Origin of the sequence: Streptomyces paludis, from assembly GCF_003344965.1 — a bacterium.
GTDB lineage: Bacteria > Actinomycetota > Actinomycetes > Streptomycetales > Streptomycetaceae > Streptomyces > Streptomyces paludis.
In genome coordinates this window covers 4,650,727-4,672,799 of record NZ_CP031194.1, presented here as the reverse complement: position 1 = coordinate 4,672,799, position 22,073 = coordinate 4,650,727, and the positions used below count along the sequence as shown (strand labels likewise).

The 22,073-nt window shown below is 68.1% G+C and carries 21 protein-coding genes and 1 pseudogene; 15 read left to right on the top strand and 7 right to left on the bottom strand.

What is annotated here, in order from left to right:
- The first annotated feature begins 71 nt into the window (after nt 1-71).
- The 4 genes from DVK44_RS20780 (at nt 72) to DVK44_RS20765 (ending at nt 6,155) form a co-directional block, all read left to right on the top strand.
- Nucleotides 72-371 carry a hypothetical protein gene (locus DVK44_RS20780; RefSeq protein ID WP_114661007.1) on the top strand — a complete coding sequence of 100 codons (300 nt, stop codon included), beginning with the start codon at nt 72-74 and terminating at the stop codon, nt 369-371.
- A 9-nt stretch (nt 372-380) separates the two neighbouring features.
- Entirely contained in the window at nt 381-1,976 is a 1,596-nt protein-coding gene (locus DVK44_RS20775) for an alpha/beta hydrolase (protein WP_114661006.1), read from the top strand.
- Entirely contained in the window at nt 1,976-2,524 is a 549-nt protein-coding gene (locus tag DVK44_RS20770) for a hypothetical protein (protein WP_228447289.1), read from the top strand. Before DVK44_RS20775 ends, DVK44_RS20770 begins: the two co-directional genes overlap by 1 nt.
- A gap of 265 nt (nt 2,525-2,789) precedes the next feature.
- Nucleotides 2,790-6,155 carry a S8 family peptidase gene (locus tag DVK44_RS20765; protein ID WP_114661005.1) on the top strand — a complete coding sequence of 1,122 codons (3,366 nt, stop codon included), beginning with the start codon at nt 2,790-2,792 and terminating at the stop codon, nt 6,153-6,155.
- A gap of 138 nt (nt 6,156-6,293) precedes the next feature.
- On the opposite strand, the gene DVK44_RS20760 is transcribed toward DVK44_RS20765, so the two are convergent.
- From DVK44_RS20760 to rsmI, 5 genes are all read right to left on the bottom strand, one after another.
- A complete protein-coding gene (locus DVK44_RS20760) occupies nt 6,294-7,232 on the bottom strand; it encodes a 4-(cytidine 5'-diphospho)-2-C-methyl-D-erythritol kinase (protein ID WP_114665318.1) in 939 nt (312 codons plus the stop codon).
- 65 nt (nt 7,233-7,297) lie between these two features.
- Nucleotides 7,298-8,158, bottom strand: a complete 861-nt coding sequence (gene rsmA, locus DVK44_RS20755; RefSeq protein WP_114665319.1) for a 16S rRNA (adenine(1518)-N(6)/adenine(1519)-N(6))-dimethyltransferase RsmA — start codon at nt 8,156-8,158, stop codon at nt 7,298-7,300.
- A 124-nt stretch (nt 8,159-8,282) separates the two neighbouring features.
- On the bottom strand, nt 8,283-9,125 hold the full coding sequence (locus tag DVK44_RS20750) for a TatD family hydrolase (protein WP_114661004.1): 843 nt from the start codon (nt 9,123-9,125) through the stop codon (nt 8,283-8,285).
- A gap of 82 nt (nt 9,126-9,207) precedes the next feature.
- The gene (locus DVK44_RS20745; RefSeq protein WP_114661003.1) at nt 9,208-9,663 is read right to left on the bottom strand and encodes a hypothetical protein; all 456 of its coding nucleotides are present in this window, start codon (nt 9,661-9,663) and stop codon (nt 9,208-9,210) included.
- A 139-nt stretch (nt 9,664-9,802) separates the two neighbouring features.
- Nucleotides 9,803-10,780 (bottom strand): 16S rRNA (cytidine(1402)-2'-O)-methyltransferase, encoded by a 978-nt coding sequence (rsmI, locus tag DVK44_RS20740; RefSeq protein ID WP_228447288.1) that lies wholly within the window; start codon nt 10,778-10,780, stop codon nt 9,803-9,805.
- Between the two features lie 125 nt (nt 10,781-10,905).
- Here rsmI and DVK44_RS20735 point away from each other — a divergent pair, with 125 nt between their 5' ends.
- From DVK44_RS20735 to DVK44_RS20720, 4 genes are all read left to right on the top strand, one after another.
- On the top strand, nt 10,906-12,633 hold the full coding sequence (locus tag DVK44_RS20735) for a dolichyl-phosphate-mannose--protein mannosyltransferase (protein WP_114661002.1): 1,728 nt from the start codon (nt 10,906-10,908) through the stop codon (nt 12,631-12,633).
- Nucleotides 12,634-12,981: 348 nt separating this feature from the next.
- Nucleotides 12,982-14,703, top strand: coding sequence for an AIPR family protein (locus DVK44_RS20730; RefSeq protein WP_114661001.1), 1,722 nt, complete (start codon nt 12,982-12,984; stop codon nt 14,701-14,703).
- A gap of 195 nt (nt 14,704-14,898) precedes the next feature.
- Nucleotides 14,899-15,402, top strand: a complete 504-nt coding sequence (locus tag DVK44_RS20725) for a GntR family transcriptional regulator (protein ID WP_331461616.1) — start codon at nt 14,899-14,901, stop codon at nt 15,400-15,402.
- Nucleotides 15,399-15,971 carry an HD domain-containing protein gene (locus DVK44_RS20720; protein WP_114661000.1) on the top strand — a complete coding sequence of 191 codons (573 nt, stop codon included), beginning with the start codon at nt 15,399-15,401 and terminating at the stop codon, nt 15,969-15,971. The genes DVK44_RS20725 and DVK44_RS20720 overlap by 4 nt, the downstream gene beginning before the upstream one ends.
- Here the strand turns inward: DVK44_RS20720 and DVK44_RS20715 are convergent.
- Together DVK44_RS20715 and DVK44_RS20710 are read right to left on the bottom strand one after the other, a co-directional pair.
- Nucleotides 15,959-16,432 (bottom strand): NUDIX domain-containing protein, encoded by a 474-nt coding sequence (locus DVK44_RS20715; RefSeq protein WP_114660999.1) that lies wholly within the window; start codon nt 16,430-16,432, stop codon nt 15,959-15,961. The two genes, DVK44_RS20720 and DVK44_RS20715, sit on opposite strands and share 13 nt — an antisense overlap.
- Nucleotides 16,433-16,434: 2 nt before the next feature.
- The gene (locus tag DVK44_RS20710) at nt 16,435-17,193 is read right to left on the bottom strand and encodes a helix-turn-helix domain-containing protein (protein WP_114665315.1); all 759 of its coding nucleotides are present in this window, start codon (nt 17,191-17,193) and stop codon (nt 16,435-16,437) included.
- A gap of 1,078 nt (nt 17,194-18,271) precedes the next feature.
- Between DVK44_RS20710 and DVK44_RS20705 the strand changes: the two genes are divergently transcribed.
- The 7 genes and pseudogenes from DVK44_RS20705 to DVK44_RS20675 all read left to right on the top strand — a co-directional run bounded on the left by DVK44_RS20705 (nt 18,272) and on the right by DVK44_RS20675 (nt 22,066).
- Entirely contained in the window at nt 18,272-18,742 is a 471-nt protein-coding gene (locus DVK44_RS20705; protein WP_114660998.1) for a transcriptional regulator, read from the top strand.
- A gap of 16 nt (nt 18,743-18,758) precedes the next feature.
- Nucleotides 18,759-18,938 carry a hypothetical protein gene (locus tag DVK44_RS20700; RefSeq protein WP_114660997.1) on the top strand — a complete coding sequence of 60 codons (180 nt, stop codon included), beginning with the start codon at nt 18,759-18,761 and terminating at the stop codon, nt 18,936-18,938.
- Nucleotides 18,939-19,033: 95 nt separating this feature from the next.
- Nucleotides 19,034-19,333, top strand: a complete 300-nt coding sequence (locus DVK44_RS20695; RefSeq protein ID WP_114660996.1) for a hypothetical protein — start codon at nt 19,034-19,036, stop codon at nt 19,331-19,333.
- Entirely contained in the window at nt 19,330-19,986 is a 657-nt protein-coding gene (locus DVK44_RS20690) for a GGDEF domain-containing protein (RefSeq protein ID WP_114660995.1), read from the top strand. The genes DVK44_RS20695 and DVK44_RS20690 overlap by 4 nt, the downstream gene beginning before the upstream one ends.
- Nucleotides 19,983-21,161, top strand: a complete 1,179-nt coding sequence (locus tag DVK44_RS20685; protein WP_114660994.1) for a DUF2637 domain-containing protein — start codon at nt 19,983-19,985, stop codon at nt 21,159-21,161. Before DVK44_RS20690 ends, DVK44_RS20685 begins: the two co-directional genes overlap by 4 nt.
- Nucleotides 21,161-21,550, top strand: a pseudogene (locus DVK44_RS37230) (RRQRL motif-containing zinc-binding protein). The gene DVK44_RS20685 and the pseudogene DVK44_RS37230 overlap by 1 nt, the downstream one beginning before the upstream one ends.
- Before the next feature lie 87 nt (nt 21,551-21,637).
- Nucleotides 21,638-22,066, top strand: a complete 429-nt coding sequence (locus DVK44_RS20675; RefSeq protein WP_114660993.1) for an NUDIX domain-containing protein — start codon at nt 21,638-21,640, stop codon at nt 22,064-22,066.
- Nucleotides 22,067-22,073: the final 7 nt, after the last annotated feature.

The window sequence follows — 22,073 nt, the reverse complement described above, 5'->3', positions numbered from 1 at the left end:
TTGCGCCGTTGTACCGCTGTACCGCTACCGCGCGGTCCTAGGCGCCAGCCCAGAGGCGGAGTGGGAGAAACATGGCATCGGACCTCAGCATTTCCGTAAAGGACCTCAGGGCCTCGGCCGGAGCCGCCGACGACCTGGTCACCGATCTCAAACCGGTCCTGAAGAAGGCGGTGGACGAGTTGTCCACCGCCGCCGCGTCCTTACGCGGCTGGGACGCGGCGCCCCGGATGGGTCAGACCAGCGACGGCTGGGGCCGGGCGCTCGGTACGGTGTGCGACCGGCTCTGCGCGCACGCGTCCGGCATGCGGATACTGGCGAACGGCCGGGACATCATGGAGGAGGAAGTCCGCAGCTCCTTTGCGGGCTGGTGACACCGCCGTATGCCGGAGAAATTCGCTCAGCTCCTCGCGCAGGACTTCACCGACCTGGACGCCGCCACCGCCGCCTGGAAGAGACTCGCCACCACACTCGGAAGGACCAAGACCGGTAGTGGCGGGCGGGTGACCGGGCCGCTCCACGAGGCCGGCTGGACCGGGGTCAGCGCCTCGTACGGGTTCGACGCGCTGCGCGCCACCGAGAGCAAGCTCGGCACCGGGCAGGTGAACGCGCGGCTGATCAGCACCGTTCTCGACACTCTCCACACCAGAATGGCGGCAGCCCAGCGCACACTGCGGAACGCCGTGGCCGATGCCGAGGCGGCGGGGCACAAGGTCGCGGCTGACGGCTGGGTCGAGCCGAAGACGGCCGTCGACCCCAGGCACCGCCACGATCCGGAGTACGCGGAGATCCAGCGGCGTGCCAATTCCGGGCTCGGGGAATTCCGCGCCCGTATCGAACAGGCCGTCACCGAAGCCGAGACCGCGAGTTATCGGGCGGGAGAGATCCTGCACCAGATCGATCCGTTCGACCTCGGCAAACAGTACGGCGCGGACAACGCCCGCAAAGACGCGGCGCTGGTCGCCGAATTCACCGGCCTCAGCGAGAAGGACATCCCGGACGGAAAGAGCCCGCGCCGGTCAGCGCGCTGGTGGGCCGCGCTCGACGAGGACGTTCGCGACTTCTACCTCGCCGCGTTCCCCGAGCGGATCGGCGCACTGGACGGCCTGCCCGCCGGCACCAGGGATCTGGCGAACCGTGCCGTACTGGACATGCGCCTCAATGACTACGACCTGCGCGAGAACGGTCTCGGCCACCACGACAGAAGCAGCTACCGCGCCCTCCTCGACCTCAAGAGCCGTATGGACGCTACGGATTCGGGCGCCGCGCACAAGCGGATGTATCTGCTCGGTTTCAGCACCGAGAGCGACGGCCGGGCCATCGTCGCCATCGGAAATCCGGACACGGCCCGGCACACCGCCGTACTCGTTCCCGGGACCAACAGCCAACTGGAGAACTTCGGTGGCCAGATCGATCGGGTGAACAAGTTGCAGAACGCGGCGGGAGATCGAAGTGTGGGTAAGGGCCGCGATGTCTCAGTCATCGCCTGGCTGGGCTACAACGCCCCCGAGTACAACAACAGCATCGTCACCCAAGAACGGGCACTGGCCGGAGCCCCGGACCTCCGCGACTTCACCCACGGCCTCCGCGCGGGCCATGAAGGCGCCCCCACCCACCTGACCGTACTCGCCCACAGCTACGGCTCCACCACGGCAGGCGCCGCCGACGCCGGTGGCAGAGGGCTGGACGCCGACGACATGGTGGTGGTCGGAAGTCCGGGGCTGACGGTCGGCCGAGCCGAGCAACTCCACATCGATCCACGGCACTTGTGGGTCGGCGCGGCCTCGAATGACCACATCTCCAACCACGCGTCGGGCCTGACCTTGGGTCCGGACCCCAAAGATCCAGGATTCGGTGCCCAGAGAATGTACGTGGACACCGGCGGCCACAGCGGTTACTGGGATGACGGCAGCCTGAGTCTGGAGAACCAGGGGCGCATTATCGCGGGCAAGGACCCGCGAGACGGAGGACTGGGCTGATGCCGCGCGGGCAGACCGTCTCCTCATCCGTACCGCGCCGGATCACCACCGCCCTGGCCTTGACCTTGCTGCTGGGAGGCTGCATGTCCGACAACGGGATCAACGATCCACTGCCTCGCATGAGCAAGGTGAAGGCCGAGGAATGGGCCAGACACTGGACCGAATCCATGGCCCGCACCGCAAAGGCCGAGATCCAGCCCGAGACCGACCCCGAACTTTCCGCTGCGTCCTTCACCCACTGTGTGGGAGAAAGGGACGAGGTCGCGGGCGACGGGCGCTTCACTCTCCGCTACAGCGTGCGCGCCAAACTGCCCAAGAAACAGCACGCACAGGCGATCCGCGCGATCAGGGACACCCTCAAGCGGAAGGGGTTCGAGATCGTCGGCTATCGCTCCGATGCGAGCAAGAACCCCGCCAACCTGGTGGACGCGAAGCACCCGGAAGATCACCAGGCCATCTCGGCCGAGGACATCGACGACTCCCTCCTCGTCCTGATCGTCAACACCCCCTGCCTCCTCCCGCCCGGCGTCTCGCAGCAGCAGTTCTGATCCCCGCGCCCCCTCACCCCGCCGGAAGCAATGGTTCCGGAAAAATGGGGCGGATCGATGGGAACCATCCGAGGCTGTTGCTCATCTCCACGTCCAAGACGACAGCCCGACATAGCCCACCCAACTACCCAGTAGGGCGTTTTAGTTGGCGGTGCGAACGGGCAAACGAGGTGTGCACTCATCCTGGGGGGACGAGTTGTTCAGCAGCAGGAGCAGGAGTAACAACAGAAGCAGCATCAACACCAGCCGGAGAACCGGCGCAGCCATGGTCGCGGCGCTGCTCACCGCCGGGCTGGCCACCGGGTTCACCCCGGCGACGGCCTCCACGGCGTCCACGGGCGCGAGCACCGCAGATGCCGCCCGTACAGCAGATGCCGCCCGTACCGCCGCTGCCGCCACCGCGGCCGCCGGTGGCGCGCCCACCGTCGTCACCCTCATCACCGGTGACCGCGTCCACGTCGACGCCAAGGGCCGGGTGGGGCAGGTGGAGGCCGCCGAAGGGCGGGAAGGGATACGGATATCGGTCCGGTACGACGGGGGCGCGACCTATGTCGTGCCGGCGGATGCCGCCGCGCTTGTCGCGCAGGGGCGGCTGGACCGGCGGCTGTTCGATGTGACGCGGCTGATCGAGGCCGAGTACGACGACGCGCACCGGGCCTCGCTCCCGCTGATCGTGTCGTACGCGAAGGACGCGCGGCAGAAGGCGCGGGCGAAGGCGGCGATCGCGGACGCGGATGTCTCCGTACGCCGCAATCTGCCCGCCGTACGGGGTGAGGCGCTCACCGCGCCCAAGGGGGACACCGCCGATGTCTGGCACGCGCTCACCGCGCCCGGTGACCCGGGCGTCGAGGGGCGCGAAGTGGCGCCGGGGATCGAGCGGGTGTGGCTGGACGGCAAGCGCAAGGCGCTGCTGGACAAGAGTGTGCCGCAGATCGGCGCGCCGGCTGCGTGGCAGGCCGGCTTCGACGGTACGGGGGTGAAGGTCGCGGTACTGGACACCGGGGTCGACCAGACGCACCCCGACCTCAAGGGTGCCGAGATCGTCCAGAAGGACTTCTCCGGTTCCGGCAATATCGTCGACCACTTCGGCCACGGCACGCACGTCGCGTCCATCCTGGCCGGCTCGGGCGCCAAGTCGGGCGGGAAGTACAAGGGCGTCGCGCCCGGTGCGAAGATCATCGACGCCAAGGTTCTCGACGACAACGGCGGGGGCGATGACTCCGGCATCATCGCGGGTATGCAGTGGGCCACCGACCAGGGTGCCAAGATCGGCAACCTGAGCCTCGGCGGTCTGGACGGCGGGACGAACGACCCGCTGACGGCGGCCGTCAACGAGCTGTCCGCGTCGAAGGGCGTGCTCTTCGTCATCGCCGCAGGCAACGACGGCCCCGGTTCCGGGACCATCGACTCCCCGGGCAGCGCCGTCTCCGCGCTGACCGTCGGGGCGGTCGACCGCAAGGACCAGCTCGCCGGATTCTCCAGCGTGGGTCCGACGGTCACCGGCTCGCTGAAGCCGGACATCACCGCGCCCGGTGTGGACATCGTCGCCGCGAAGGCCGCCAAGGGCTTCATCGGTGAACCGGCCGCCGACGGCTACGTATCGCTCTCCGGTACGTCCATGGCAACCCCGCATGTCGCGGGCGCCGCCGCGATCCTCGCCCAGCAGCACCCGGACTGGAGCAGCCAGCGCATCAAGCAGGCGCTGATCTCGTCCGCCAAGCCGACCGCCGGGCTGACCGCGTTCCAGCAGGGCACCGGGCGCGCCGATCTGACGAAGGCGATCACGCAGACCGTCGTCAGTGAGCAGGCCGGGCTGAACTTCGGTGTCACACCGTGGCCGCACACCGACGACAAGCCGGTCACCAAGGAGATCACGTACGCCAACACCGGTACACGGGACGTCACCCTCGATCTGGCGGTGGAGGCCACCGGCCCCAAGGGCAAGGCGGCCCCGGCCGGCTTCTTCACCACCGGCGCGCCGCGGGTCACCGTCCCGGCGGGCGGTACCGCGCGGGTCGGCCTCATCGCCAACACCTCCGTGGGCACCGTGGACGGCGTCTTCACCGGCTCGGTCGTCGCCACGGCCACCGACGACGGCAGCGGCACCGGCAGCGGCGCCGGTCAGGTCGTCCGTACGTCCTTCGCCGTCGAGCGCGAGGTCGAGTCGTACGACATCACGCTGAAGTTCATCGGTACGAACGGCAAGCCCGTCGAGTCCTTCGCGAGCGTCGTCGACCGCACCCGTGACGTCCAGTACCCCGCCTGGGACTCCGACGGTGACGGTGTCGTCAAGATCCGTGTCCCCAGGGGCTCGTATCTGATCGACACCACGGTGAACACGCCCAAGGGCGACTCCGCGATGATCGTCCAGCCGAATGTGAGCGTGACCAAGAACGCCACGTACACCTTCGACGCCCGCAAGGCGAAGCCGGTCAACATCACCGCGCCGGAGTCCGCGAAGATCAACAGCGCGCTGATCAGCTACACCCTTCAGCGGCCCGACTTCGACTACGGCCAGGGCTCGATCATGCGGTCCTTCGCCGGTTTCAGGACCCTCCAGATCGGCTCGGGGCTGCCGGCGAAGCAGTTCAACTCGCTGGTCGGCGGCCAGTGGCTGAAGGGCAGCACCAACTACAACCTCCTCTACACCAAGGCGGGTTCGCTCTCCACCGGGTTCACCCACAAGACCGCCAAGAGTGAACTCGCGCTGCTGAACGTCAAGATCGGATCCCCGGTCAAGAAGAGCACCGTCTCCCTCGACGTCGGCTGGCTCGACAAGGAGGAGCGCGGCTTCAGCTCAAGCACGCGCTCGTTCGCCCTCCCGGGCACGGCGAAGACGTACGTCACCACGCCCAAGGGCATCGGCTGGGACGTGAACGTCTACCAGGAGGCGCGCAAGGGCTCGTACCTGTACCTCAACGACACCACGAACAGGGCCTACACGGCGAAGAAGACGTACAACAAGACCTATAACGTAGGGGTGTTCAGCCCCTCCGTGGACCGCAGCCGCTTCACCACGTACGAGCAGATCGGGCAGATGCTGTTCTTCTGCGTGGCGCAGCACTCCGACGGCGCCGGGCACCTCGGTTTCTCCACCGTCAGCAAGCAGCGGTCCACGGTCACCGTCGACGGCAAGAAGATCGCCGACGTCAAGGACGAGCTGTGCGGGGCGTACGAGGGCCTGCCCAACAAGGCGGCCAAGGCCAAGGTCACCACGGACGCGACCCGCTCCTCCACGGTGTTCCCGGTCACCACCCGGCACATCGCGACCTGGACCTTCAACACGAAGAAGCTCACCGGCGACAAGACCGCGAACCTGCCGCTCTCCTCGCTCCGCTTCAGCCCGAAGCTGAGCCTGGCGAGCACGGCCTCGGCCGGCAAGAAGCTGACCGTACCGCTGACCATCGAGGGCGCGGCCAAGAAGAGCCTCAAGTCCCTTGCCGTGCAGGTCTCCTACGACGGTGGCAAGAAGTGGGCGAAGGCTCCGGTCACCACCGCGAAGAGCGGCAAGAAGAGCCTGAAGCTGAGCCACCCGAAGAAGGCGACGTCGGTCTCCTTCAAGGCGAAGCTCGTCGACAAGAGCGGCAACAGCTACGAGGTCACGATCATCAAGGCGTACCTGCTGAAGTAAGCGCCTGAAGTAAGCGACTGAAGCAGGCAGGCAAACAAGCAAGCAGGCACGCATCGGCAGTACGTACGTCGGCCGCGTCCGGGCGGGGATCACGCACCACTCCCCCGGGCGCGGCCGGCGTCGTTCGGCGTCGTTCGGTTACGACACCACCGTCGCGCCGGGCGCCGGTGCCGTCGCCACCCTGGCCGTACGGCAGGTCCCCGAGGCGGTCAGCGCCTCGGCCACGGCCGCCGCGGTGTCGGCGTCCTTCGCCAGGAAGGCCGTCGTCGGGCCGGAGCCGGAGACCAGGGCCGCCAGGGCGCCCGCCGCCGTACCCGCCGCGAGGGTGTCCGCCAGGGACGGGCGCAGCGAAAGGGCCGCGGGCTGGAGGCCGTTGGAGCCGCCGAGGGTGGCCGCGAGCGCCACGGGATCGCCCGTACGGAGCGCGGCGAGGAGGGCGGGGTCGGCGGCCGGGAGCGGGACGTCCGTCCCCTCGGTGAGCCGGTCGAACTCGCGGAAGACCGTCGGTGTGGAGAGACCGCCGTCCGCGACCGCGAACACCCAGTGGAAGCCGCCGCCGACATCGAGCGGGGTGAGGTGCTCGCCCCGGCCCGTGCCCAGCGCCGCGCCGCCGATCAGGCTGAACGGTACGTCGCTGCCCAACTCGGCGCAGATGGCAAGCAGTTCGTCCTGCGAGGAGCCGAGCCCCCACAGGGTGTCGCAGGCCAGCAGGGCTCCGGCGCCGTCCGCGCTGCCGCCCGCCATACCGCCCGCGACGGGGATGTCCTTGTCGATGTGGATATGGACGGCCGGGTCGATGCCGTGCCGCTCCGCCAGCGCGAGGGCCGCGCGGGCGGCCAGGTTCGTGGTGTCGAGGGGGACCTGAGCGGCGTCCGGGCCCGCGCAGGTGACGCGGAGGGCGTCGGCGGGGGTGACGGTGATCTCGTCGTAGAGCCCGACCGCGAGGAAGACATTGGCCAGGTCGTGGAAGCCGTCGGGGCGGGCGGCGCCCACCGCCAGCTGCACATTGACCTTGGCCGGGACCCGTACGCGTACCTGCGCCGGTACCTCTGCCTGTGCCGGTACCTGTGCCGGCACCTGTGCCTCCGTCTGGGCCGACACCCGTTCCCGCCCCTGCTCCCGCTCGCGCTCCCGCTCCGTACTCACTCGCCCGCGCCCTTCGACTCCGCGATCCGCGCGAACTCCTCGACCGTCAGCGACTCGCCGCGCGCCTGCGGCGACACCCCCGCCGCGACCAGCGCCGCCTCCGCCGCCGGCGCCGAGCCCGCCCAGCCGGCCAGGGCGGCCCGCAGGGTCTTACGACGCTGTGCGAAGGCCGCGTCGACGACCGCGAAGACCTCGGTCCTGGCGGCCGTCGTCTTCAGCGGCTCGGCCCTGCGGACGAGCGAGACCAGCCCCGAGTCCACATTGGGCGCGGGCCAGAACACATTGCGGCCGATCGCGCCGGCCCGCTTCACGTCCGCGTACCAGTTGGCCTTGACGGACGGCACTCCGTACACCTTGTTGCCCGGGGCGGCGGCCAGCCGGTCCGCGACCTCCGCCTGGACCATGATCAGGGTCCGCTCGATGGTGGGGAAGTGCTCCAGCATGTGCAGCAGCACCGGTACGGCCACGTTGTACGGGAGGTTCGCGACCAGCGCGGTCGGCGGCGGGCCCGGCAGCTCGGTGACCCGCAGCGCGTCCGAGTGCACCAGCGCGAAGCGGTCGGCGCGCGCGGGCAGCCGGGCCGCGATCGTCGCGGGCAGCGCGCTCGCCAGGGTGTCGTCGATCTCTACGGCGGTGACCCGGTCGGCGGCCTCCAGCAGCGCCAGTGTCAGCGAGCCCAGCCCGGGGCCGATCTCCACGACGACATCGTCGGGGCGGACTCCGGCGGTGCGGACGATCCGGCGGACGGTGTTGGCGTCGATGACGAAGTTCTGGCCGCGCTGCTTGGTGGGGCGTACGCCCAGCACCGAGGCGAGTTCACGGATCTCCGCCGGCCCCAGCAGGGCGTCCGAGGCCAGGAGGGCGTCGGACGTCGGGAGGGCGTCGGAGACGGGCGCCTCAGGTGCGGTGTCGTCAGGGGCCGGAGACTCGGGTGCGGTGTCGTCAGGGGCCGGTGCGTCGGGCTCAGTGCTGCTCACCTGCTCAGCCTACGGGGGCGCCGTACCCGAACGCGCGCGCCGTGTTGTCCGCGAGCGCCCGCGCCATCGTGTCCTCGTCGATCCCGCGCACCTCGGCCATCGCGCGCAGCGTGACCGGGATGAGGTAGGGCGCATTCGGACGGCCGCGAAAAGGCGCGGGCGTGAGAAAGGGCGCGTCCGTCTCCACGAGAACGAGTTCCAGCGGCGCTATTGTGAGCGCGTCACGCAACGGTTGAGCGTTTTTGAAGGTGACATTACCGGCGAACGACATGTAATAACCGGCTGCCGCGCACTTCTCCGCCATTTCCACGTCACCGGAATAGCAATGGAAAATCGTGCGCTCCGGCGCGCCTTCTTCCGTCAGGATACGCAGCACATCCGCGTGCGCGTCCCGGTCGTGGATCACGAGCGCCTTGCCGTGGCGCTTGGCCATCTCGATGTGCGCGCGGAAGGAGTGCTCCTGGGCGGCGACGCCCTCGGGGCCGGTCCTGAAGTGGTCGAGGCCGGTCTCGCCGACGCCGAGCACCTGCGGCAGGGCGGCCAGCCGGTCGATCTCGGCGAGCGCGTCGTCCAGCGCGTCACTCGACGCGTCGCCGATGCGCGGGGCCTCGTTGGGGTGCAGGGCCACCGCCGCGTGCACGTTCTCGTACGCCCCTGCCGTCTCGGCGGCCCAGCGGGAGCCCTTGAGGTCGCACCCCACCTGGACCACCGTCGTCACACCGACCGCGGCGGCCTTCTCCAGGGCCTCCTCGACGGTGCCGTCCTGCATGTCCAGGTGGGTGTGCGCGTCCGCGACCGCCACCCGGAGGGGTTCGGGCAGCGGCGGCGGGGCTTGCTTCGCACTCATGGGAGCGATCCTACGAGGACCCCTCAGCGACCGCTCCCACCGGTCTCACCACTCCCACCGGTCTCACCACGCGCGACGGACCTCAGCCGCGGTGGCGGTGCTGGAACGGATGCAGCAGATCGGAGAGGTGCCAGTGGTGGTGGCCGTGGTCGGCCCCGGTCCCGGGGCCGTGGCCGTCGGCCACCGGGGATATCGCGCCGCCCGGCTCCCCGGCCTGCCGCGCCGCCTCCGCGGCCGCCGCCTCCGCGCCCGCCCGGGACGTCTTCGCCGGGTGGTGCTTCTCGTTCGTCAGCGCCCGGACGGACGAGACCTGTCCGGACCTCATGATGCGTACGACATGCCCCCCGCAGTTGACACAGGTCGGGCTCGACAGCGGCGACGGCACCCGTACCCCGTCCGCCTTGTACACCACGACCGTACGGCCCGCGCCGTCGACGAAGTGCGTTATGTCGAAAGACTGCTCCCAGCCGTGTCCACAGTGCATGCAGCAAAAGGCATATGCCTCGTGGGCTACGGCGGTGCCCGTGATCTCACTCATGCCAGCTCCTCTCCACTGACCCAGTGGACGCCTTTACGGGCGGGAGCGCATGGACCCTGTCGATTAATGGAGGGGTCTTGGCCTTCTCATGCCACAAAAGCCCGGCAAAAGGCACACCGCGCGGTCTGCGCTTTACATTTCAAGACGGCCCTTTGCCATTCCCGCCGCCCTCCCCGGCGGCCCGTGCCGCGTTCTTCGCCGCCACCACCGCGTCGAACACCTCGCGCTTCGGCACCCCGGCCCCGGCGGCGACCGCCACGATGGCCTCCTTGCGCCGCTCCCCCGCCTCCTCGCGCACCCGTACCCGGCGCACCAGTTCGGCCGCGTCCAGCTCGCCGGGTACGGGGGCGGGCGCGCCCTCGACGACGACGGTGATCTCGCCCCGTACGCCCTCCGCCGCCCAGGCCGCGAGGTCGCCCAGACCGCCCCGCTTGACCTCTTCGTACGTCTTGGTCAGCTCACGGCAGACGGCGGCCCGGCGGCCCGCGCCGAAGACCTCGGCCATCGCGGCGAGGGTGTCGTCCAGCCGGTGCGGCGCCTCGAAGTAGACGAGGGTACGGCGCTCACCCGCGACCTCGCGGAGCCGGCCGAGGCGCTCGCCCGCCTTGCGCGGCAGGAAGCCCTCGAAGCAGAAGCGGTCCACGGGCAGCCCGGAGAGCGCCAGCGCGGTCAGTACGGCGGACGGTCCGGGTACGGCGGTGACGCGGATGTCCCGCTCGACGGCCGCCGCCACCAGCCGGTAGCCGGGGTCCGAGACGGACGGCATGCCCGCGTCCGTGACCAGCAGCACCCGCGCGCCGCCGGCCAGCGCCTCGACCAGCTCGGGGGTACGGGCGCTCTCGTTGCCCTCGAAGTACGAGACGACGCGGCCCCTGGTCCGTACCCCGAGCGCCTGGGTGAGCCGGCGCAGCCGCCGGGTGTCCTCGGCGGCGATCACATCGGCGGTCTCCAGCTCGGTGGCGAGCCGGGGCGGGGCGTCCGTGACATCACCGATGGGCGTCCCGGCGAGCACGAGCGTCCCGGCGGCCCCGTCGGCGCCGGGCACGCCGGGCGCCCGGCCCGCGCCGTACGCCACGTCAGCGCCATCCGTACCGCCCGCATCACCCACATCGGACATATCGTCCGCTTCGCGTGATTCGTGGGGTTCTTGAGGTCCGTGAGTTCCGAGCATTTCCGTCACATCCGCCATCCTCGCAGGACGCGACGCGCCCCTCGCACAGCGGCGTTCCCTACGATGGCGCGGTGACGAGTACTGCGCCCACACCCCTCCAGGGGCACGACGCCGGGGACAAGCCGCCCTCATGGCCCCAGCGGCTCCGCCGATTCGGCCACGCCCCGCGGCGGGTGACCGGGCTGCGCGAACGGCTCGTGCCGCCGTACACCAGGCCCTCGGAGCGGCTGTGGGCCGTCCTCGGGGTGTCGCCCGCGCTCGCGGACCGGATCATCCGCTGGTCGGCGTGGGGCGGGCCGCTGCTGGTGGCGCTCGTCGCGGGGGTGCTGCGGTTCTGGAACCTGGGCAGCCCCAAGGCGGTGATATTCGACGAGACGTATTACGCCAAGGACGCCTGGGCGGTCGTCAACCAGGGCTACGAGGGCAGCTGGCCCAAGGACATCGACAAGCAGATCCTCAAGGACCCGTCCCTGGTGCCGGTCCCGTCCGATCCCGGCTATGTGGTGCATCCGCCGGTCGGCAAGTGGGTCATCGGCCTCGGGGAGCAGCTCTTCGGCTTCAACCCCTTCGGCTGGCGTTTCATGGTGGCGGTGCTCGGCACGCTGTCGGTGCTGATGCTCTGCCGGATCGGGCGCCGGCTCTTCCGGTCGACGTTCCTGGGGTGTCTGGCGGGCACGCTGCTGGCCGTGGACGGGCTGCACTTCGTGATGAGCCGGACCGCGCTGCTCGACCTGGTGCTGTCCTTCTTCGTGCTGGCCGCGTTCGGCTGTCTGCTGATCGACCGCGACTGGTCCCGGCGCAGACTGGCGGCGGCCCTGCCGGTGGACGAGGAGGGCCTGCTGCGCCCGGACGCCACCGTCGCGGACCAGCTGCGCCTGGGGTGGCGGCCCTGGCGGATCACCGCCGGGGTGATGCTCGGGCTGGCCTTCGGCACCAAGTGGAACGGCCTCTATCTGCTGGCCGCCTTCGCGCTCATGGCGGTGCTCTGGGACGTGGGCGCGCGCCGGGTCGCGGGCGCGCGGCTGCCGTATCTCTCGGTGCTGAAGCGGGACATCCTGCCGGCCTTCGTCTCGACGGTGCCGGTCGCGATCGTCACGTACGTCGCCTCCTGGACCGGCTGGATCCTCAGCGACAAGGGGTACTTCCGGAACTGGGCGACGACACCCGGCCAGGGCGAGGGCGGCTGGTTCACCTGGCTGCCGGACTGGATGCGCAGCCTGTGGCACTACGAGTACGAGGTCTACCAGTTCCACATCAACCTGACGTCGGGCCATACCTACCAGTCGAACCCGTGGAGCTGGATCGTCCTGGGCCGCCCCGTCTCGTACTTCTACGAGGACCCGGCGGCCGGCACGGACGGCTGCCCGGCGACGACGGCCGGCAAGTGCGCGCGCGAGGTGCTGGCGATCGGCACCCCGCTGCTGTGGTGGACGGCCGCGTTCGCGCTCTGCTACGTGCTGTGGCGCTGGTTCTTCCGCCGCGACTGGCGCGCGGGCGCGATCGCGTGCGCGGTGGCGGCGGGCTGGGGCCCCTGGTTCATGTACCAGGAGCGGACGATCTTCCTCTTCTACGCCGTCGTCTTCGTGCCGTTCCTCTGTCTGGCGGTGGCCATGCTGCTGGGCGCGATCATCGGCCCGCCGGGCTCCGACGAGCGTCGCAGGACGGTGGGCGCGGTCGGCGCGGGGGTGCTGACCCTGCTGATCATCTGGAATTTCATCTACTTCTGGCCGCTGTACACCGGGACGCCGATCCCCATCGACTCGTGGCGCGCGCGCATGTGGCTGGACACCTGGGTGTAGCTGGGTGAACGCACCACGGGGGTACGGCATGGCGCCGTACCCCCGTAATCGTTGTCGGTCGTTGGCGGTGGTCGTCGGCCACCCTTGGACGGCCCACAGGCGGCCCAACCCTGGCCTCCGTTGGCGGATATACAGAGCACTGCCTCCCGCTCTCCAACATGACCAGGGGTTGTGCCACAACTGCCTTACCTCGCACCTGCCTCGTTCACTACCAACACAACAGGTGAACCTCCTGCCGACTGGGATACGCACCTTTCGCGTCGATTCTGGTGAAGGCCGAGCAAAGAACCATCCCCTTGAGGTACGTTCCCGGAAGACATCGCATGTGCGGGCTCAAGGAGTGTGCCAGTGGACCGGATCACAGGTAGTTTCCTGCAAGAATTCTCTAGCGAGCGCCAGCTGAGCCACGAACCCGAGTCGGGGCAATTTGAGGCTTTTTGTGCATATTGCGTAATTTCTAGCGAGTTCGACGGCGAGTTCGATCCAGTCGAGATGCGAACCGGTGGCGGAAACGACCTAGCCGTGGATGCAGCAGCCCTGGTTGTCAACGGCGACATCATTTCAAGTCCTGAAGAAATTGACGATCTACGAAACAGGAATAATTACCTACAGGCACGCATTCTAATCATACAAGCAAAGACAAGCAGCGGTTTCGATGGAGCCCGCATCACCGACCTTGCAGACAACCTTTGTGATTTCTTCTCAAACGATCCCTCACTCCCCATGAGTAGCAACCTTAAGGAGTTTAAAGATCTAACCGAGCGACTCTACGAGAACAGTACAGCTTTCCGCAAGGGATCTCCCGACCTCGTCGTCAGATATGTCACGACAGGAAGCTGGACTGGCGACGCCCACCTCTCCTCTAAGGCGGCTGCAGCAAAGGCCAGACTCGAAAGCCTGAATATCTTTGAAACGGTAGAATTTGAGTGCCTAGGTGCAAGGGAAATCCAATCCCTCTATCGCAGCGCAAAGAATACTGTCGAGGCGGAGTTTCTATTTTCAAATCAGGTCCTACTCCCCGACATTGACGGCGTAGAGCAGTCCTATATCGGAACAGTCTCTGCAACCGAATACATGAAGCTCATCAGCGACCCTAACGGAAATATCCGAAAATCGCTGTTTTATGAGAATGTGCGCGACTTCCAAGACTACAACGACGTAAATAGAGGAATTCGCTCCACGCTGCAAGAGGAACGCCTGCGAGGCCGCTTCGTAGTACTAAATAACGGAATCACCGTAGTCGCACGCGAGATGGGCGTTGTCGGAAACAAGTTCACCTTGCGCGACTACCAAATCGTCAACGGATGCCAAACAAGCCACGTCCTCTTCGACGAGAAGGACGAACTGGAGGGCGTCCACGTCCCTCTACGCCTCATCGTCACACAGGACGAAGACGTGGCCAGTAGCGTAACCGCTGCCACGAACAAGCAAACTCTCGTCTCAGACGAAGACTTGAAAGCATTGGAGACCCTCCAGAAAGAGCTAGAGGCGTTCCTTGAAGCCCATCCGATCGAAAAGCGTCTCTACTATGAGCGCCGCTCAAAGCAATACAGTTCGATTCCCGGCCTAGAGAAAACTCGAATTATTACTCGCCCACAGCTAGTTCGCACTTATGCGGCAATGATGCTCGATGAAGCGTGGCGAGCAGGGAGATACTACAAAGAACTCCAGCGAATCCGCGGAAACGACATCTTCGCTTCAGCAGACTACCCGGACCCCTACTACGTAAGCGCTGTGGCGGCATACCGCCTGGAGTATTTCTTTCGAAATAACTACGTCGACGGAAAATACAAGCCGGCGCGCTATCAAATACTCATGGCTATTCGCCACTACGCCGAGCCGGCCCCAGTACCTAATAAGCGGCGGGATTTGGAGAAGTACTGCACCCGACTGGCCGATCGACTCTGGGATCCGCAAGAGGGGCCAGCTTTGGTGCAATCAGTTCTGCCAATCGTTGATTCCGCAGTGCGCGAGACCGAAAAGGATGGAATCCTCGATAGGGACACTGTTCGCACTCAGGCTTTCACAGACTTGATCCTCAAGGGAGTCAAAAATTTGAGACGAAGGTAATCCACTTTAGCGACGGGACCTGCCGTAACCAAGCCACGGCTGCACAGCATGGCGGCGTGCCCGTTATCACGTCGGCCCCCGGTCGGTCTGGTCCTCATCAAAGCACTCATGGACCGCCTGGCAGCTCCAGGATTTACAGTCGGAGGCAGGGCCGGAAAGGGGTACAACACCGAGACTTCAAGGAACGTGGCACGCTTGTCCACGATCACGCACAAGAGAGAGGAAGTGGGTGTGTCGCAGAAGGTCAGCCCTCGGGGAACTTTTCTAAAAATTGCCGATGCGGTGAAGTCTCAGATCGAAGCGAATCCAGAAATGACCGAGCTTCCGTCTGTCGCGAACCTCATGAGTGCCCACGGGATCTCCCGTGGGGTGGCGCTCAGGGCCTTTGGAGCTCTCAGGGAAGCAGGTATCGCAGAGCCAGTGGCTGGGGGCCGCTGGCGCGTGCTCAGAGGTTCCGACGACGCCGACCGCCGGCCGTTGGCCGATCGGATCGCTGAGATCTTCGTGACCGACGAACTGAAGGTGGGCGTGCCGTTCCCGAGCGCGTCCGCGCTGAGCGAGCGCTTCGGCGTAGCGCGCCCCACGGTGGCGAAGGTGCTGAACAAGTTCGAAGCCGCGGGTCTGCTGTCGGAGTCCCGGCAGGGGAAGCCGCGAACCGTGCGGGCTCTGCCCGACCGAGAGGAGCGTCCCGAACCTTGAGCACGAACGAACTGACCACATGGGCCTACCCGCTCGCAGAGTCTCTCCTTGCCGAGGCACTGCCGCGCCGGTGGGCGCATTCGCTGGGTGTGGCCGAGCGAGCCCGGTCGATCGCCCCGGTCCTCGGCACGGACGCCGACCTCATGGAGGCCGCGGCTGTGCTGCACGACATCGGTTACTCGCCCGACGTCGCCAAGACCGGGTTCCACCCGCTCGACGGCGCGCGCTACCTCCGGGAGGTGGCCCGTGCGGACGAACGGATCGTCTGCCTCGTAGCCCATCACTCCTGCTCATGGATGGAGGCGGAAGCCCGGGGTCTGCGGCATGAGCTGGAGAGCGAGTTCCCGCGCGAGAGCGCGCATCTCAACGACGCGCTCTGCTACTGCGACATGAACACCACCCCGGACGGCGCCCCCACCAATCCCGTGGACCGGGTGAACGAGATCGCCGGGCGGTACGGCGCCGACAGCCTCATCGGTACATTTATCCGGCGCGCCGAGCCTGAGATCCTGGCAAGCACATCCCGGGTGCTCGTACGGCTCGCCAGTGCGGCCCGTCAGCCGATGTAGGGCGCCGTACGGGCCCGGTCCATCGCGTGGTCGATCCTCAGGCGCATGGTGGGGTGGATGTCGAACTCCGACAGGTCCGCCGGCGCGACCCACCGGACGTCGGTCGTTTCGTCGCTCGTACGGATCTCACCGCCGACCGGCCGGGCCCGGAAGCAGATGCTGAACTGCTGTCGCACCTCGCCGTCGTCGTACTGCATGACGTGCCCGGGGTCGGTGTAGATCCCGGACATGTCGATGACTTCGGCCTTGATCCCGGTCTCCTCCCACACCTCGCGCACCACGGTGTCGCTGATGGACTCCCCCGCGTCGTGGCCACCGCCCGGAAGCGCCCAACGGCCGTTGTCGGAGCGGCGGATCACCAGCACCTCATCCGCCTCGTTCTGGACGAACGCCACAACGGACGGAACGACGGAGTTGGCCGGCGGCGCGGCGGGATCGTGGAGGTAGTCGATACGGCCCATGCTCATGCTCCCGTGATGTCGTGGTCGGTTATCGGGCGTGCGCTTCCCCAGGTCTGTTCGATGCTATTCGCGTACGTGTCGAAGAGCCCGCCGCCGGGGAGTCGTCGCAGGTGGAGCACGGGCGCCATGTACGCGCCGATGCCGTAGACGTGGGTGTTGACGAGCATCTCGTCATCGGAGCGGAAGAGCGAGTTGTAGAGCGTCGCGTCATGGAGCCGGAACCCGATGTCGGGGTGGCTGGCGAAGAGCGGCCGGTAGTTCACCAGGGCGTTGCGAATCTTGCCGTCCATGATGCGGTGGCCCTCATCTATGCCCCGCTGCTCAACCGCCGCGCACCCGGGCTCGCCCAGCAGGATGCGGACCTGGGCCGATGCCTGCACCTTCTCCTTGAGCAGGTCGTGAAACAAGGGATCCTCCGACAGCCAGAGGCCGGAGTAGACGAGCACGTCAAGGTGTGTTTCGGCGCGCGAGTAGATGTCCCGCCACAGTCCTGCGGGCACCATGTGCCGGTGCGGGTAGACCGTGACGATCTCCGCTTTGCTGAGGTCCGACGCGCTGTCGACCGCGCGGTCGTCGTTCCACAGGGTCGTCACGTCGACCTTGAGCAGGGACGCGGTGGCGTACTGATGCCGCCGGTACGGCACCTTCCCCTGAGTGATCCAGCGCTCAACCGTTTTGGGGTTGACGTCGATTGCCTCTGCCAGATCCTGCACGGTCATGCCCTGCGCGAGAAGGGCCGACCGTAAGCGCTCGTTGGACATCTCCACCTCCGATGGGACGTCTAGGGACCTCTTGAAGGTAGCCAGATGAATTCGAGCTGTCCACGTACGAGGTAAACAACGCCCCCCACCTGGGGCCATTCTGATGGTGCGCCAGGAAGTCCCGGCGCGAAGCCCAAGAAGTTCGCTGCGTGACTTGACGAGACCACCATGCGGGACCTGTAATACAGGTATCGCATCGGGCGGAAGTCCGGAGCGAGACGCACGACCGGAGAGGCCCTTCTTTGGGCTGCTTCGAACCGCACAACAACTGCACAGTGTGATCCACCGCAGTACGACGGCCGTGACAACTCCGGCCGGGGCGAGTGGAGACCAGTCGGTCGAGAAGGGGCCCCCGTCACACCGGGGCCCGACACCCCAGATGGGGGACACGCCACCGACTCGAAAGAACCGCTACGGCACACCTTGAAGCTGCCCCCTCAGACGTCCGGGACTTCGGATCTCCCCGGACCGAGCAGCGCCGTGCGAACACGAGAACCGAGCAACCGCACCCCCTCAGCCACCGCAGCGAAGGAGGGCCCCATGAACAAGCGACTACTCAGGGCGTTGCCCGCGCTGGACCGGCGCGGGTGACAACGCCCTACAGCGTCGGCGGCCGAGCAGTAGGGCCGCCTGATCGGATCGTGTTTCCCCGCGGCTATCGCGGGGCCGGTTGCCTCCCCCGCCCGTCCGGCTCGCTGCGTGCGACGCCGTACGGACGGGGCAGAGGGGAGCCGGAAAACCGGCACCAAAAGGCGCGCCGCCCGGAGCGGTAACTCCGGACGGCGCAGTACAGGCACCCTCTGGAGGTCCCTGTGAACGTCAGTCTGACAGACGAGGAAAAGCGAGCGGACCTGGATCGCAGGAACGCCGAACGGAACCGGGCCAGCCGGGACAACGCCCGCGCCAAGGGCACCCGATGAGGGGCCGCCAGCAGGAGCCGTCGAAGGCGTTCGCGTCCGGTAATGCCGCTGGTCACATCGCGCAGCCCGGTCGCTGACGGCTGCCCGATCCGCCCGTCTCGTACGGGCGGTGAGGGGAGCCGGACAGTCCGGCCCCGCTGCTGCTGAGGAGAACCAGCGTGCACGCTTCAGTCTTCGCCGCCGTGTTCATCGCTTTATGGGTCGGGCACTCGGTGGGTGACCACTGGGTCCAGACCTCTCACCAGTCCTGCACGAAGGGACTGCCCGGCTGGAGGGGCCGCCTCGCCGCCGCCCGCCATGTCGCCACCCTCACCGCCACCAAAGCCGCCTTGCTCGCCCCGGTCGCCGTACTGCTGGGACTGGACCTGTCCGTGACGGGTGTGGCTCTCGGTCTGCTGGTCGACGCCGTATCGCACGGGTGGGCGGATCGCCGGTCCACCCTCGCGTGGCTGGCCAGGGTCACCGGCCAGAGCGAGTTCTACTCGCTCGGCACCGGCGCGCACCCCGCGCACCCGGTCACCGCTGAGGGCAAGCCGTCCGCGCATCTGGGGACCGGCGCCTACGCCCTTGACCAGTCCTTTCACCATGTGTGGCTGCTGGTCGCCGCGCTCATCATCGCGACCGTCTGAACCAGGGGGCGTCGTCGTGAACAGAAAGAGAGCCGTACGGGAAGCCGCCGCCGAGATCCTCGACAAGAGCGGCCCCGCCGGGCTTTACGGGAAGCGCGCGAACGCGGCCAGGGGCCGGGCCGTGGCCCGTGCGCTCGCCGCCGGCGCGACGCAGAACGACATCCGCGCTGAGGTCACCCGACGGGCCGGACTCTGACCACCACCCACACCCACATCAACGGCGAGCGGCCCTGGAGTTGCACCTCCGGGGCCGCCCTGAGCCGTTACATCCTTCTTGGGAGAGCACGACTCATGAAGTTCATCGTTGCCGGTCATACGGCCGTTACGGCGACAGAGTTCGTCGAGCTGGCGCTCGGTACTCCGCTGGACCTGTGGCTCGGTCCGGACGGCGGGGAGAGCGAGGAGGAGCGCGCCGCCCGTATGGACGCGGCCCGCGACATCCTCGCGGATGATCCCAGCCTCTCGGACCGGGTTTCCCGGGTTGCCGTCGAGGCGATTGAGGCGTTCGCGCCGGGCTTGTTCGACGTCACCCCGCTGAACCGCCCCACCGCCCGCCGCCGGGCGCGTTTCGGGAAGGGGGCTGCGGCATGAGCACGGTCCTTTCCGCGCTGGCCGCTGCCGCGCCGCTCGCGGCCGGATGGTCGTTTCACAGCCTGCGGCTGCGCCGACAGGTCGATGCCGCCCGGCGCGATCCCCTGACCGGGCTGTGGACCCGCGACGCGTTCACCGAGCGCGCCGCCCGGACGCTGTCCCGGGGCCGTCGTGGCGCGGTCTACCTGATCGATCTGGACCGGTTCAAGGAGATCAACGACACCCACGGCCACGCGGCCGGGGACGCGGTCATCCGCGCGACCGGGCACAGGCTGACCGAGTGGGCCGACATCCACGCCGCCACGGTGGCGCGGCTGGGCGGGGATGAGTTCGCCGCCGTCAGCACGGTCCACAGCAGCACCGAACTGGTCTGGATGCTGGACGGGTTGACCCACTCGCTCGAAGAGCCGGTCCGCTACGAGGGACACGTCCTGACGGTGGGGGCGTCCATCGGCGCCGTCACCCATGATCCCGCCGTGGACGGCGTCGACTTGTCGGCGTTGCTGCGGCTCGCGGATGAGGAGATGTACCGGGCCAAGCGCACCGGCACCCCGTGGCAGATCGCATCGGACCACACGTCCGGCATGGGCACGGTCAACGGCCGTCGCGCCGGCCGTACGGGCACGCACGGCGCCACGGGGGCGACGTCATGAGCGAGAACATCGGACGGCGGGATGTTCCGCCGCTGACCCGGCCCGAACAGGCGCTGATGGGGCTGGCCGCTGTGGCGGCGGCCGGGGTCGGTGCGCTGGGGTTCGCGTCGTCGTTCAGCGCGGTTTCGGAGGCGGCGGCGCGGTGGGATTTCGCGGCGCCGTGGATGCTGCCGATCGGTATCGACATTGCGATCCCCGTGTTCACCGTGGCCCACCTGTTGTTGGTGCGGATGGACATGGCGTTGGCGTGGGTGCGGTTCGTGCCGTGGGTGCTCACCGGGGTGACGTGCTGGCTGAACATCGCGGCCGGTACGTCGGTGTCCGCGAAGGTGGCGCACGGGACGATGCCGCTGCTGTGGGTGGTGTTCTCCGAGATCATCGCGCACGTCTACGCGGTGAGGATCGGCGCGGTCACGGGCAAGCGGATGGAGAAGATCCGCCGCTCGCGTTGGCTGCTGGCGTTCCCCTCGACGTTCGCGTTGTGGCGCCGGATGACGCTGTGGGAGATCACCTCGTACGGCGACGCGTTGGCCCGTGAGCGGGAGCGGCAGTTGGCGCGGGCGGACCTGCGCGAGCGGCATGGTCGACGCTGGCGGTCGAAGACTCCCCGCCGCGAACGCGTCCTGTTGAAGCTCGGAGAACTCACCCCGACCACCCCGGTCACAGACCAGGATGAAACACCACGGTCTACCGTAAATCAGTCGGGGTCTGACCTGCGAGAGTCGACCCCCACCCTCGAAGCACCGACGGCCGGACTCCCGGCCGCCGAGTCGGCCGAACCGGCCCCAGCAGTCGAGTCGCTCCCGACGGCCGGTCCGGCACCGGTAGTCGAGTCCACCGGCCCGATGGAGTCGGCGGACGAGACGGCGGTGGTCGAGCCTGCCGTGCCCGCCGAGTCGGCCCCGGTGAAGCCGGTCGCTGTGGCGGCGCCCGCCCGCCGTCGGGCGACCGGCCGCGTACCTCAGTCGGCTCGTACGTCCCGGCCGGTCCGCACCCGCGAACAGCTCCTCACCGAGGCGCGGACCGCGACGGCGGGTTGGCAGGAGAGCGAGTTGACGGGTGAGGCGATCCGTAAGGCGGTCCGTACGTCGTCGGCCAACGGCCGGATCCTGCGCGACGCGCTGCGCATCGAACGCGGCACGGCGGACACCGCTGCTGAGGCGACGGCCGCCTGATGGCCGGGCGTTTCTGGGACCCGGACGGGTCCCGCTACGGCATCCCCACCTACCCCTTCCGCCTCGCCCCGGAAGGGCTGGCAACCCGCCGGTAGCTCCGGGCCGCCGGACTGCGGCCCGGCGGTCAGGAAGTAGCAGCGCAAGTGCTCTGGCACTCGCACCGCTACCGCCGCCCCGGTACTCCGCCGATCCGGTGCGCCTTCCTCTACCCCGTCGACCGGGCCCTTCCGGTCCGGCCGATGACCCCCGCCAAATGGGCCGCACTCGCCAAGGCGAACACCGCCCGCCGCACCTGCCCCGAATGCGGCACGGATGCGGGATACGTCATCCCCACCTCACTCGGCATGTGCGTGACCTGTGCATACCCCGAAGAACAACGCGCGGCCTGACCAGCACTTCCGCCCCGATGGTCGGAGGCCGGGTTCGACTACCGGCCGGGGCACGCACCGCACCATCCAACAATCCAAGAGGACACCATGACCTCCACCGAGACCGAGACGTTCGAGACCATCCGTTTCACGGCCGATGTCGTTCTGTTTGCCGAAGGCCGCGTGCTGCTGATCGAGCGCGGGTGGGACCCGTTCGAGGGCTGCTGGGCACTGCCCGGTGGACACGTGGACGAGGGCGAAACCAGCCTGGTCGCCGCCGCCCGCGAGTTGGCCGAGGAGACGGGCATCACCGTGGCTTCCGCCGACCTACGGCAGGTGGGCACCTTCGACGCCCCCGGCCGTGACCCGCGCGGCCGGTACGTCACGGTCGCCTACGCCGCGACCCTGCCCCAGGCCGTTGCGCCGGCGGCCGGTGACGACGCCACCGCCGCCCGCTGGTGGCCCCTGAGCGAGCTGCCCCCGCTGGCGTTCGACCACGGCGACATCCTCGCCAACATCCTGCGATCCGCCTCCTGACCAGCAC

What these genes read in the sequence shown, in the direction of transcription:
- DVK44_RS20780 (WP_114661007.1), top strand. Translation starts at nt 72, where the DNA reads ATGGCATCGGACCTCAGCATTTCCGTAAAGGACCTCAGGGCCTCGGCC.
- DVK44_RS20690 (WP_114660995.1), top strand. Translation starts at nt 19,330, where the DNA reads ATGAGCACGGTCCTTTCCGCGCTGGCCGCTGCCGCGCCGCTCGCGGCC.
- DVK44_RS20675 (WP_114660993.1), top strand. Translation starts at nt 21,638, where the DNA reads ATGACCTCCACCGAGACCGAGACGTTCGAGACCATCCGTTTCACGGCC.
- DVK44_RS20695 (WP_114660996.1), top strand. Translation starts at nt 19,034, where the DNA reads ATGAAGTTCATCGTTGCCGGTCATACGGCCGTTACGGCGACAGAGTTC.
- DVK44_RS20710 (WP_114665315.1), bottom strand. Translation starts at nt 17,193, where the DNA reads ATGTCCAACGAGCGCTTACGGTCGGCCCTTCTCGCGCAGGGCATGACC.
- rsmI (WP_228447288.1), bottom strand. Translation starts at nt 10,780, where the DNA reads ATGTCCGATGTGGGTGATGCGGGCGGTACGGATGGCGCTGACGTGGCG.
- DVK44_RS20770 (WP_228447289.1), top strand. Translation starts at nt 1,976, where the DNA reads ATGCCGCGCGGGCAGACCGTCTCCTCATCCGTACCGCGCCGGATCACC.
- DVK44_RS20750 (WP_114661004.1), bottom strand. Translation starts at nt 9,125, where the DNA reads ATGAGTGCGAAGCAAGCCCCGCCGCCGCTGCCCGAACCCCTCCGGGTG.
- DVK44_RS20775 (WP_114661006.1), top strand. Translation starts at nt 381, where the DNA reads ATGCCGGAGAAATTCGCTCAGCTCCTCGCGCAGGACTTCACCGACCTG.
- DVK44_RS20715 (WP_114660999.1), bottom strand. Translation starts at nt 16,432, where the DNA reads ATGGGCCGTATCGACTACCTCCACGATCCCGCCGCGCCGCCGGCCAAC.
- DVK44_RS20685 (WP_114660994.1), top strand. Translation starts at nt 19,983, where the DNA reads ATGAGCGAGAACATCGGACGGCGGGATGTTCCGCCGCTGACCCGGCCC.
- DVK44_RS20745 (WP_114661003.1), bottom strand. Translation starts at nt 9,663, where the DNA reads ATGAGTGAGATCACGGGCACCGCCGTAGCCCACGAGGCATATGCCTTT.
- DVK44_RS20765 (WP_114661005.1), top strand. Translation starts at nt 2,790, where the DNA reads ATGGTCGCGGCGCTGCTCACCGCCGGGCTGGCCACCGGGTTCACCCCG.